This is a genomic window from Ferrimonas senticii DSM 18821 (genome assembly GCF_000422665.1).
GTDB classification, from domain to species: domain Bacteria; phylum Pseudomonadota; class Gammaproteobacteria; order Enterobacterales; family Shewanellaceae; genus Ferrimonas; species Ferrimonas senticii.
In genome coordinates, this window is record NZ_KE383898.1 from 30,149 (window position 1) to 42,348 (window position 12,200).

The 12,200-nt window shown below is 52.8% G+C and carries 12 protein-coding genes; all 12 read left to right on the forward strand.

Translation table 11 applies throughout. The features are described from left to right. The first annotated feature begins 124 nt into the window (after window positions 1-124). The 12 genes from rpsB to fabZ all read left to right on the forward strand — a co-directional run bounded on the left by rpsB (window position 125) and on the right by fabZ (window position 12,199). Window positions 125-850, forward strand: coding sequence for a 30S ribosomal protein S2 (rpsB, locus tag G506_RS0113345; protein WP_028117287.1), 726 nt, complete (start codon window positions 125-127; stop codon window positions 848-850). A gap of 113 nt (window positions 851-963) precedes the next feature. Next, window positions 964-1,839, forward strand: a complete 876-nt coding sequence (tsf, locus tag G506_RS0113350) for a translation elongation factor Ts (protein ID WP_028117288.1) — start codon at window positions 964-966, stop codon at window positions 1,837-1,839. Window positions 1,840-1,976: 137 nt separating this feature from the next. Beyond that, window positions 1,977-2,699 (forward strand): UMP kinase, encoded by a 723-nt coding sequence (pyrH, locus tag G506_RS0113355; protein WP_028117289.1) that lies wholly within the window; start codon window positions 1,977-1,979, stop codon window positions 2,697-2,699. Between the two features lie 40 nt (window positions 2,700-2,739). After that, window positions 2,740-3,297: a ribosome recycling factor gene (frr, locus tag G506_RS0113360; RefSeq protein ID WP_028117290.1), complete on the forward strand. Its 558-nt coding sequence runs from the start codon at window positions 2,740-2,742 to the stop codon at window positions 3,295-3,297. An 89-nt stretch (window positions 3,298-3,386) separates the two neighbouring features. Next, window positions 3,387-4,133 (forward strand): polyprenyl diphosphate synthase, encoded by a 747-nt coding sequence (uppS, locus tag G506_RS0113365; RefSeq protein WP_035387355.1) that lies wholly within the window; start codon window positions 3,387-3,389, stop codon window positions 4,131-4,133. 44 nt (window positions 4,134-4,177) lie between these two features. Next, window positions 4,178-5,026: a phosphatidate cytidylyltransferase gene (locus tag G506_RS0113370; protein WP_028117292.1), complete on the forward strand. Its 849-nt coding sequence runs from the start codon at window positions 4,178-4,180 to the stop codon at window positions 5,024-5,026. Window positions 5,027-5,092: 66 nt separating this feature from the next. After that, window positions 5,093-6,283, forward strand: coding sequence for a 1-deoxy-D-xylulose-5-phosphate reductoisomerase (ispC, locus tag G506_RS0113375; RefSeq protein WP_028117293.1), 1,191 nt, complete (start codon window positions 5,093-5,095; stop codon window positions 6,281-6,283). Beyond that, window positions 6,283-7,629 carry a sigma E protease regulator RseP gene (gene rseP / locus G506_RS0113380; protein ID WP_028117294.1) on the forward strand — a complete coding sequence of 449 codons (1,347 nt, stop codon included), beginning with the start codon at window positions 6,283-6,285 and terminating at the stop codon, window positions 7,627-7,629. The genes ispC and rseP overlap by 1 nt, the downstream gene beginning before the upstream one ends. Window positions 7,630-7,658: 29 nt before the next feature. Next, on the forward strand, window positions 7,659-10,127 hold the full coding sequence (gene bamA / locus G506_RS0113385) for an outer membrane protein assembly factor BamA (RefSeq protein WP_028117295.1): 2,469 nt from the start codon (window positions 7,659-7,661) through the stop codon (window positions 10,125-10,127). A 44-nt stretch (window positions 10,128-10,171) separates the two neighbouring features. Then, window positions 10,172-10,675, forward strand: coding sequence for an OmpH/Skp family outer membrane protein (locus tag G506_RS0113390; protein WP_028117296.1), 504 nt, complete (start codon window positions 10,172-10,174; stop codon window positions 10,673-10,675). Window positions 10,676-10,681: 6 nt separating this feature from the next. Further along, window positions 10,682-11,719: a UDP-3-O-(3-hydroxymyristoyl)glucosamine N-acyltransferase gene (gene lpxD / locus G506_RS0113395; protein ID WP_028117297.1), complete on the forward strand. Its 1,038-nt coding sequence runs from the start codon at window positions 10,682-10,684 to the stop codon at window positions 11,717-11,719. A gap of 30 nt (window positions 11,720-11,749) precedes the next feature. Beyond that, on the forward strand, window positions 11,750-12,199 hold the full coding sequence (fabZ, locus tag G506_RS0113400) for a 3-hydroxyacyl-ACP dehydratase FabZ (protein ID WP_028117298.1): 450 nt from the start codon (window positions 11,750-11,752) through the stop codon (window positions 12,197-12,199). Window position 12,200: the final 1 nt, after the last annotated feature.

Sequence of the window (12,200 nt, forward strand, 5' to 3'; positions counted from 1 at the left end):
AAATTCATTTTATAAACCACACACGTACTGACACATGATTCGGGGTGCCCCAAGCACGTTTTAAACGTCGCTGCTATGGGTCGGATTATGGAGTATGTGGAGGCTTAACCCCATAGAGGTAATCATGGCTACTGTTTCCATGCGCGACATGCTGAAAGCTGGTGTTCACTTCGGTCACCAGACCCGTTACTGGAACCCAAAGATGAAGCCATTCATCTTCGGCGCTCGTAACCGCGTTCACATCATCAACCTGGAGCACACTGTTCCAATGATGAACGAAGCTCTGGCTTTCATCGAGAACATCGCTTCTAAGAACGGTAAAGTTCTGTTCGTTGGTACCAAGCGCGCTGCTGGTGCTGCGGTTCGTGAAGCTGCTCAGTCTTGCGACCAGTACTTCGTAGACAACCGCTGGTTGGGCGGCATGCTGACCAACTGGAAGACCGTTCGTCAATCTATCAAGCGTCTGAAAGAGCTGGAAATCCAGTCTCAAGATGGCACCTTCGAGAAGATGACCAAGAAAGAAGCCCTGATGCGTACTCGCGAAATGGCTAAACTGGACAAGTCTCTGGGCGGTATCAAAGACATGGGCGGCCTGCCAGACGTAATGTTCGTTATCGGCGCTGACCACGAGCACATCGCAATCAAAGAAGCGAACAACCTGGGCATTCCAGTTGTTGCTATCGTTGATACCAACACCAACCCAGATGGCGTTGACTACATCGTTCCTGGTAACGATGACGCGATCCGTGCTATCCAGCTGTACACCTCTGCTGTTGCTCAAGCTGTTAAAGACGGCCGCAACCAAGACGTAGTTGTTCAAGCTGAAGACGGTTTCGTAGAAGCTGAATAATTGGGTGGGGTGTTAGGCCCTTCCCCAACTAACCAAGTGTTATTTGGTTAAAGCGGGGGCCCTTTGTGGCCCCTGTTTTCTAAGTTAAGACTCCTGTCTAGAGGAATATGACAATGGCAGTTACTGCTGCTCTGGTTAAAGAGCTACGCGAGCGCACTGGCGCTGGCATGATGGATTGTAAGAAAGCCCTGGTTGAAGCGAACGGCGACATCGAGCTGGCTATCGAAGACATGCGTAAGTCTGGTCTGGCAAAAGCGGCTAAGAAAGCTGGCCGTGTTGCTGCTGAAGGCGTGGTAATCATCAAGCAAGAAGCTGGTGTTGCTGCCATGGTTGAAGTTAACTGTGAGACTGACTTCGTAGCTATGGACGCTTCTTTCCAAGCTATGGCGAACGGCATTGCTGACATCGCTCTGGCTGGCAAGATCACCGACATCGAAGCACTGCGCGCTGCGCCAATGAACGGTTCCGACGTTGAAACCGTACGTGCTGAGCTGGTTGCTAAGATCGGCGAAAACATGGCTGTACGTCGTGTTGAAATCGTTGAAGGCAACACCATCGGTGCTTACATCCACGGTCGTAAGATCGGTGTAGTAGCGATTCTGAACGGCGGTACCGAAGAGCTGGCTAAAGACATCGCTATGCACGTAGCTGCTTGTTCTCCACAGTTCGTTCGCGAGTCTGACGTTTCTGAAGAAGTGGTTGCTAAAGAGCGCGAAATCCAAGTTGAAATCGCAATCAACTCTGGCAAGCCAAAAGAGATCGCAGAAAAGATGGTTGAAGGCCGTATGCGCAAGTTCACCGGTGAGATCTCTCTGACCGGTCAGGCTTTCGTTAAAGACCCATCCATCACCGTTGCTCAGCTGCTGAAGCAGCACGGTGCAGAAGTAGTTAACTTCGTACGTATGGAAGTTGGCGAAGGCATCGAGCGTGAAGAAGTAGACTTCGCTGCTGAAGTAGCTGCTCAGGTAGCTGCTGCATCTAAGCAGTAATCGTCCGCTTTGGATAATAAAGACCGCAGTAATTCACTGCGGTCTTTGTCTATCACCCTGCCAGAGATTATCGCTAATCGCTTTAGGCTGTAAGCCATTACCGATGATGTTTGCTTTTCGCTACTAGGAAAATATCTATGACTACCAATCCAAAACCTGCCTTCCGCCGCATTCTGCTGAAACTCAGTGGCGAGGCCCTGATGGGCAATGAAGGTTTCGGCATCGATCCAAAAGTACTGGATCGTATGGCTGAAGAGATCAAAGAACTGGTTGAACTGGGCGTTCAGGTTGGGTTGGTGATCGGCGGCGGCAACCTGTTCCGCGGCGAAGGTCTAGCCAAAGCGGGCATGAACCGCGTTGTTGGCGACCACATGGGCATGTTGGCGACCGTAATGAACGGTTTGGCGATGCGTGATGCGCTGCACCGTGCCTACGTGAATGCCCGTCTGATGTCAGCCATCCCACTGAATGGCGTGTGTGACAACTACCAGTGGGCGGAAGCGATCAGCCTGCTGAAGTCTGGCCGGGTGGTGATCTTCTCAGCCGGTACCGGTAACCCATTCTTCACCACCGACTCGGCAGCCTGTCTGCGCGGCATTGAAATTGAAGCCGATATCGTACTGAAAGCCACCAAAGTGGACGGCGTTTACACTGATGATCCAGTTAAAAATCCAGACGCAGTTAAGTATGATAAGCTCAGCTACAACGAGGTACTGGATAAAGAGTTGAAAGTGATGGATTTGTCCGCATTCACTCTGGCTCGTGATCACCAGTTGCCGATCAAAGTCTTCAACATGAATGAAGCCGGTGCCCTGCGCCGAGTGGTGATGGGCGAAGCCATCGGCACTCTGATCAGCTAACCGCATAGCGACATACACGTTTTAAGTAGGAACTAGTCCCGTGATTGACGAGATCAAACAAGACGCGCAAGAGCGCATGGCGAAGAGCGTTGACGCAACTCGCAACCAGTTTTCCAAAATCCGTACCGGCCGCGCTCACCCAAGCCTGCTGAACGGCATCTCCGTATCTTACTACGGTGCTGATACCCCGCTGAATCAAGTAGGTAACGTGGGCACTGAAGACGCACGTACCCTGACCGTAACCGTATTCGATCGTTCGATGATCCAAGCGGTAGAGAAAGCGATCATGGCATCTGATCTGGGTTTAAACCCATCTTCTGCAGGTACCCTGATCCGCATTCCGTTGCCACCACTGACCGAAGAGCGTCGTCGTGATCTGGTTAAGATCGTTCGTGCTGAAGCGGAAGGCGGTCGTGTTGCAATCCGTAACATCCGTCGTGACGCCAATGCCGACATCAAGGCACTGGAGAAAGAGAAAGAGGTATCTGAGGACGACGCACGCCGTGGCGAAGACGAAATCCAGAAGATCACTGACAAATTTGTGAAAGAGATCGAAGTGATCTTGGCCGACAAAGAAAAAGAGCTGATGGAAGTCTAAGCAAACGCTTGTCTTTAATTAGAAATGACGCCGTGTAGGGTTATACTACACGGCGTTTGTTTATCTACCTTGCTATGAGTTGCCCATCCATGTCCGATAGTTTTACCTCCGCTACAGCAGTTCCGCGCCACGTCGCCATTATTATGGATGGTAATGGTCGTTGGGCTGAGACCAAGGGGCAGCCACGGGTGATGGGACACCGTGCCGGGGTAAAATCGGTGCGCGAGATCGTTCGGGTTTGCCGCGAACGTGGTATCGAAGCACTGACTCTGTTCGCATTTTCCAGTGAAAACTGGTCGCGCCCAGAGAGAGAGGTGCAGCTGTTGATGCGCTTGTTTATGGCGGTGTTGCGCCGTGAACTGAATGACTTGCATGAAAACAACGTACGCTTGCGGATCATCGGCGACATCAGTGGTTTTGATGATAAGTTGCAGCAACGCATTCGTGCTGCTGAAGCCAAAACGGCCGGTTGTGATGGCTTGCAATTGAACGTCGCTGCCAATTACGGTGGTCGCTGGGATATTGCTCAGGCCTCGCAGCAAATGGCTGTATTGGTACAACAAGGTGAACTGTCGGTTGAGCAGATCGACGAACAAACCATGGCGCGATTTATGACCTTGGCGGATCAGCCGGAAGTGGATCTGCTGATCCGCACCGGTGGTGAAAAGCGCATTAGCAACTTCTTGTTGTGGCAATGCGCTTACGCTGAGCTGTTTTTCTCATCGGTGCTGTGGCCTGAATTTGATGAAGCGGCAATGGCGGAGGCCCTAAGCTGCTTTGGTGGCCGTCAACGCCGTTTTGGCCTGACCGGCGCTCAGGTAACCAATAATTTATAAGTCGGACAACCGACCCCAATATCAGAAATACAATCGAGGTTCGTTTGCTGAAGCAACGTGTTTTGACCGCTCTGGCGTTAATCCCAGTGGCACTGGCAGCTATCTTTCTGCTGCCATTGCACGGGTTTGCCATTGCCGTGGCGGTGTTGATGGTCCTCGCAGGACGCGAGTTTGGTGCCTTTATTCTGCCGGATATGCCTGCGGCAAAGGTGGTTTATGGTGTCTCGATTGGCGCCATTTTGGCGGCCTTAGTGTTGCTGGTTCCTGCTGCAGAAATTTGGCACGACGGCCAATTGCACCCGCTCTACCAAGGGATCACCATCGCCGGGGCGGTTTGGTGGTTAGTTGCGCTGGCGTTGGTGCTCAGCTATCCGGGCAGTGCCAAAGCGTGGCAAGACCGACCAATGGTTAAAGCGATCTTTGGCCAACTGACCATCCTGCCGGCATTTACCGCGATGGTGGCACTTAAAGGCTGGCAAGGTGAATTTACCGGAGCCTGGTTAGTGTTGGCGGTGCTGCTGCTGGTATGGGGAGCTGATACCGGTGCCTATGCTGTTGGTAAAGCGATTGGCAAACGTAAACTGATCCCAAAAGTATCGCCAGGAAAAACCTGCGAAGGCCTTGCCGGTGGCATGGCGGTGTGTGCGCTGCTGAGCCTTGGAGCTTGGTGTTTTGTCCCGAGCTTAAATCCGCTGGAAGCCGCCATTCTAGGGATGGTGACCGGTTTGGCGTCGGCACTGGGCGATCTGACTGAAAGCATGCTTAAGCGTTCGGCCAACATCAAAGACAGTGGCCGGATGTTGCCAGGTCACGGCGGTGTGCTTGATCGCATTGATAGCGTGACTGCGGCGATGCCGGTATTTACGGCGCTGCTGTTATGGTTTGCGGCCTAAACTAGCGACCCGATTTTAGCCCCAAGGCGTGTGTCTTGGGGCGTTCGTTTTTACAGCGTGAGTTCGATGCAAAATTTGGCAATCTTCGGCGCTACCGGTTCCATTGGTAGCAGCACCCTCGACATCATTCGTCGTCATCCACAGCAATACTGCGCTTATGCGCTGACCGCCAACAGCAACGCCGAAGCGATGGCGAAGTTGTGTTTAGAGTTCAACCCAAAGGTCGCGGTGCTAGTGGACGCCGAGGCGGCGCAAACCCTAACCCAGTTGTTGGCCGGCAAGTGCGCCACTGAAGTGTTGGCTGGCGCCGATGCGCTAGTTACAGTAGCGCAGTTGGATGCGGTTGATACTGTGATGGCGGCGATTGTCGGGGCGGCAGGGCTGCCATCAACCATGGCGGCGGTGCGCAAGGGCAAACGAATTTTGCTAGCCAATAAAGAGGCGTTGGTGGTTTCTGGGCGCCTGTTTATGGACGAGGTAGCCAAATCCGGTGCCACCTTATTGCCGGTGGACAGTGAACACAACGCCATCTTCCAAAGCTTGCCGCTTGAGGTTCAGCAAAATCTCGGTCACTGCGATCTGGCGGCTAATGGCATCTCCCATCTGCTACTGACCGGCTCTGGTGGGCCATTCCGCACCACCCCGCTGGATCAGTTTGCTGGCATTACTCCGGCGCAAGCTTGTGCTCACCCGAATTGGAGCATGGGCCGTAAGATCTCGGTTGATTCTGCCACCATGATGAATAAAGGCTTGGAGTACGTTGAAGCCCGGTGGCTGTTTAATGCCAGTAGCGAACAGATCCAAGTGGTGGTGCATCCGCAATCGGTGATCCACTCGATGGTGCAGTATCACGACGGTTCGGTGCTGGCGCAACTCGGCCAGCCAGACATGCGTACGCCAATCGCCCACTGTATGGCCTATCCGCAGCGGATCCAGGCGGGAGTGGAACCATTAGACTTTTTCAAGGTCGGACAATTAACCTTTGAACGCCCCGATTTCGCCCGTTATCCGTGTCTGCAGTTGGCTATTGAAGCCTGTCAGCAGGGACAAGAGGCGACCACCGTGTTAAATGCCGCTAACGAACAAGCGGTTGCGGCCTTTTTGGATGGGGTGATTGGCTTTAGTGACATCGCCCGAGTAAACCGTTACTGTCTGGAAAACAGTGATTTAACCACCTGTTCGAGCCTTGAGGCATTAGCGGATCTGGATAGCCGCAGTCGGGGATTGGCGCAGCATTGGATTAAACGAGGACGTTAATGCTGGAATTTTTGTGGAACGCCGGTGCCTTTATTGTTGCGATTGGCCTACTTATAACCATCCACGAATACGGTCACTTCTACGTTGCCCGTCGCTGCGGCGTCAAGGTTGAACGCTTCTGCATCGGCTTTGGCAAAACGCTGTGGCAACGAGTGGGCAATGATGGCACCGAATACGCCATTGCGATGATCCCGCTGGGCGGTTACGTACGGATGCTTGATGGCCGCGTCAGTGACGTTGCTCCAGAGGATCAGCAATACGCCTTTGATAAAAAGCCAGTGGGACAGCGGATGGCGATCGTTGCTGCCGGTCCATTGGCCAACTTTGCCCTAGCGTTAGTGCTGTGGTGGGGGCAGTATCTGCTGGGGGTACCATCGGTTAAGCCGTTGTTGGCTGAACCGGTGGCGCAATCGATAGCCGCCAACGCCCAATTGCCAAGCAATGCCCTGATTACTCACGTCGATGATAAAGCGGTTTCCACCTGGGAAGGGTTAACGGTCGCGCTGGCTAACCAGATTGGCGCCGATACCATTATGTTGACCTTAGATGTTGATGGTCAGCCACAGCGTTTCCAATTAAACACCCGCGATTGGAAAGTTGATCCCGATACCGAGTCGTTGACCAATAGCTTGGGTCTAAAGCTGTGGACACCGGCGATCACCATGACCTTAGCGATGGTCAGCGAAGAGGGTGCTGCTTACCAAGCCGGCATTCGCCAAGGCGATCGAATCACCGCTATCGATGGCCAAGTTGCCGATGATTGGTTCAAGTTGGTGGACTTGGTATCTGCCAGTGCCGATAAACCACTGCAGTTTACCGTTGAGCGTGATGGCGCTCGCATCGATTACCAAGTAACGCCCAAAGGCGTGGTCGAAAACGATCAACTGGTTGGTAAGATTGGTGTCGCCCCGACCCGCGAAGCGTGGCCTGAAAGCTTAAAAGTGACTCAGCAGTTTGGCCTGTTTGGGGCGCTGCAACAGGCCGCGCAGAAAACCTGGGACTTTTCGGTGCTGACGGTTGGCACTTTTGGCAAGCTGTTCACTGGCGATCTGGGGTTAGATAATTTGGGCGGGCCGATAACCATTGCCCAAGGGGCAGGGAACTCTGCCGGCTTTGGATTGGTCTACTTCCTAGGGTTTATGGCGGTTTTGTCGGTAAACCTTGGGATCATCAACCTGTTCCCACTGCCAGTGCTTGATGGTGGTCACCTACTTTATTACGTTATAGAACTTTTCACCGGCAAACCGGTGCCTGAGAAGGTACAAGAGATCGGTTTTCGGATTGGCTCGGCGCTGCTGTTGTTGTTAATGTCCTATGCCATTTTCAACGACTTCGCCCGACTATAGGGACTTAGGAATAATAAGAACTCGCGGCTATGAGACTGAATAAAATTATGGCGTCGATGTTGTTGCTCGGCGCCACCTTTAGCGGTGCCGGTCAAGCGGCAGGCTTCGAGCCCTTCGTTGTTGAAGACATTAAAATCGAGGGATTGCAACGGGTCGCACTGGGTGCAGCGTTGTTGAACTTGCCGGTAAAAGTTGGCGACACCCTAGATGCTGTTGCCCTACAAGGGGCGATCAAAACCCTTTATCGCTCGGCTAACTTTGAAGATGTTCAGGTGATCCGTGATGGCGGTACGCTGATTGTTAACGTGCGCGAACGTCCAACCATTGCCAGCATCGATCTGGATGGCAACAAAGACATTAAAGATGAACAACTGCAAGAGAGCTTGCAGGGTTCCGGTATCAAGGTTGGTGAGTCGCTGGATCGCACCGTACTGACCGAGATTGAAAAAGGCCTGCAGGACTTTTACTACAGCGTTGGCAAATACAATGCCAAGGTGACGGCGCAGATCGTTAATTTGCCGCGTAACCGAGTTGAGCTGAAGTTAAAGTTCGATGAAGGTGATGCGGCTGAGATCATGCAGATCAACGTTGTCGGCAACAACGTTTACTCCGATGAAGAACTGCTGTCGCAGTTGCAACTAACCGACTACGTCGCTTGGTGGGATCTGTTTGGTCAACGCCGCTATCAAAAGCAGCAGTTGGAAGGGGATCTGGAAACCATCACCTCCTACTACCAAGATCGTGGCTACATCAAGTTCAAAGTCGATTCGACTCAAGTGGCGATGACCCCAGATAAGAAGGGGTTGTACGTTACCATCAACGTTGATGAAGGCGAGCAGTACAACGTCAAAGAGGTCAAGCTTAGCGGCGATCTGTTAGAGAAGCGCGAACTGCTGGAATCTCTGGTGCCGTTAAAGCCCGGTGCCTTGTATAACGCCGCCGAGATCACCTACACCGAAGAGCTGATCAGCAAGTTCTTGGGGCGTTTCGGTTACGCCTATCCAACCGTGAAAACTTATCCGGAAATTGACGATGAAACCAACGAGGTCACCCTCAACATCAATGTCGAACCGGGCAAGCGAGTTTACGTACGTAACATCAACTTTAGCGGCAACACCGTTACCAAAGATGAAGTATTGCGTCGTGAATTACGACAGATGGAAGGGGCGTGGCTCAACAGTCGCAATGTCGAACAGTCGGAATTTACCCTAAACCGACTGGGTTTCTTTGAAACTGTAGAAAGCAAAACCACCCCGGTACCGGGTACCGATGATCAGGTGGATGTTGATTTTGCCGTAAAAGAGCAGCCGTCTGGATCGTTTAACTTTGGTGTTGGCTTTGGTACCGAAAGTGGCTTAAGCCTGCAGTTGGGGCTGTCGCAAAGTAACTTCTTCGGCACCGGTAACAGCGTTGGCATCAACGTTAATACCCAAGATTACTCCAAGGGCATCGATCTGTCGTTTACCGATCCGTACTTCACTCGCTACGGAGTGAGTGCTGGGGTAAATGTCTATTGGTCATCCTTTGACGCTGACGAATATTACCTAGAGTCCTATAAGAACGAATCCTATGGGGTGGCGTTCAACACCTCATGGCCGGTCAACGAATACAACCGCTTGGGCTTAGGCACCGCTTATCGTCACAACGAGTTGTCTGATACCAGCGATTACTTCCAGATTATCCAGTTCCGCAACATCTTTGGCGCAGAGCCGGATGAGAATTTGGTATTCGATAACTTTGAATTGAACGCTTACTGGAACCGCAGCACCCTGAACCGTGGTCAGTTTCCAACTGCCGGTAACAGTCAAAAGCTGTCTGGTAAGATCACCACCCCTGGCAGTGACGCGGAATACTTTAAGCTGACCTTTGATCATAACTACTATCAGCCGCTCAATCGCCGACACAGCTGGGTCGTGCTGCTGCGTGGTCGCTTGGGCTACGCCAATGGTTATGGTACTGCCCCTGGTGGCGATCAGGTTCTGCCATTCTGGGAGAACTTCTACGCCGGTGGTAGCACCGTGCTGCGCGGCTTTGAGACTAACTCGGTGGGTCCGCGGCCAATCTACTTTGATTGCACTACGACTGGCAGCGGCGCCTCGCAAACCTGTGGCGAGCCGTATTCAGTGCGGGTTGAAGATGGCAGCGCCATTGGTGGTAACGCCATCGCTACCTTGTCAGCGGAACTGATTGTACCAACCCCATTCTTGGATGAGGCCTACAGCAACAGCGTTCGTACCTCGCTGTTTGTTGATGCCGGTAACGTGTGGGATACCGAGTTTAATTACGACGCCTTAATCAATGACCCGATTATCGGCGAGGAGGCTCGAGCAAATATTGCGGATTATTCCGATCCAGCACGGATCCGCGCTTCCTATGGCTTGTCGGTGCAGTGGCTGTCGCCAATGGGGCCGATGGTGTTTAGCTTGGCTCGCCCAATTAAAGAGTACGAAGGCGACCGTGCCGAGGTGTTCTCATTCAATATTGGCCGCACCTTCTAAGCGCGGTTTGCAATTTATAAAATCAGAAAAACAGGAGTTATCACATGAAGAAAATCATTGCTACCGCGGCGCTGGTACTGGCGACTTTGGCCCCAGCGGCACAGGCGGCGCAAAAGATTGCGGTTATCAATATGCAAGGCTTAGTGGCCCAGCATCCAAACGCTGAAGGTCTGCAACAGCGGGTGCAAGACGCCTTTGCTGAGCGCGTGACCGAGATGCAAAAGATGCAAGAGCAAGGCATCGAGATGCAGCAGAAACTGGAAAAAGACGGCGCCATGATGTCCGCCGATCAGCGCACCGAGATCGAGCGCAAGATGCAGTCGCTGCAAGCCGATATGCAGTTGAAAGGTAAAGCACTGCAAGAAGATATGCAGAAAAAAGGTCAGGAAGAGCAGCGTGTGATCCTGATGGAAATTGGCAAGGCGGTAGAAAAAGTAGCCAAAGCTGAAGGCTACGACATCGTTTTGGAAGCGCGTAGCGTGATGTGGGCGGATGAGTCCAACAATATCTCTGCTAAGGTTTTGGAAGCGGTTCAACAAGGCAACTAATCCACTATGAAATCTCTGTCCTTGGCGCAGCTTGCTGACGCCTTGGGCGCGCGCCTACAAGGCAACGGCGACACCCTCATCGAGGGTGTCGCTACGTTAGAGCGTGCCCAAACCGGTCAAATTGGCTTTTTGGCCAATCCGAAATATCGTTCACAGCTGGCGTCTACCAAGGCATCAGCTGTGTTGCTGTCTGAGGCCAACGCCGAAGGCTTTGCTGGCAATGCCCTGGTGATTGCCGATCCGTATGTGGCGTTTGCCCGAGTGGCGCAGATGTTGGATACCACCCCAGCGCAAGCCAACGAAATTCATTCCACAGCGGTGATTGCCGACTCGGCGCAGCTGGGTCAGGGCGTTCGCATCGGTGCCAATGCGGTGATCGAAGCGGATGCGGTGATTGGCGCTAACACCCAAATTGGTCCGGGTTGTGTTGTCGGTCAAGGGGCAACTTTGGGAGCCGATAGCCGTTTGTGGGCGAACGTTACGCTTTACCATGGCGTGGTGGTGGGTGACCGCTGTATCATTCACGCCGGCAGCGTGATTGGCTCTGACGGTTTCGGTTACGCCAACGAAAAAGGCAACTGGATTAAGATCCCGCAAACCGGTCGAGTTGTGATTGGCAATGACGTTGAGATTGGTGCCAACACCTGTATCGACCGCGGTGCCATTGATGACACCATTATTGAAGATGGTTGCATCATCGATAACTTGGTGCAGATTGCCCATAACGACGTCATCGGTGCCCATAGCGCGATTGCTGGAGCGACGGTTGTTGCTGGCAGTACTAAGATTGGTCACCACTGTATTATTGGTGGTAATAGCGCCATCGCCGGTCACATCGAATTGGCACCGGGCACTCATATCAATGGCATGAGTGGCGTTACCGGAAGCATCGATAAACCGGGGCTGTATGGTTCGATCCCGCCGCTGCAAGACGCCAAAACCTGGCGCAAGAACAGTGTGCGCATGCGTCAGCTGGACGATATGTATCGCCGCTTGCGTGCGCTTGAGAAACAACTGGCGAATGACGCCGACGACGCTAAGTAAATAATGAGTAACGCTTCAAAGGAGAACGCGATGTCCGAATCTGTAAGCACCATGGACGTAAACGCGATCCTGGAATACCTGCCGCACCGCCACCCGTTTATGTTGGTGGATCGAGTATTGGATTACACCGCCGGTGAACGCCTGACTGCGCGCAAGAACGTCAGCTACAACGAGCCGTTCTTCCCTGGTCACTTCCCGCAGGCACCGATTATGCCGGGGGTGCTGATCCTAGAAGCGCTGGCGCAGGCCTCTGCTATTTTGGCGTTTAAAACCTACGGTAAGCAGGAAAATAGTCTGTATCTGTTCGCTGGTATCGATAACGCTCGCTTTAAACGCCAAGTGGTACCAGGTGACACCCTGACCCTTGAAGTGGAATTTGTTAAAGAACGCCGTGGCATCGGTTTTTACAGCTGCCAAGCGTTGGTTGACGGCCAAGTAGTCTGCAGCGCCGATCTGATGTGCGCCAAACGAGAGATGTAAA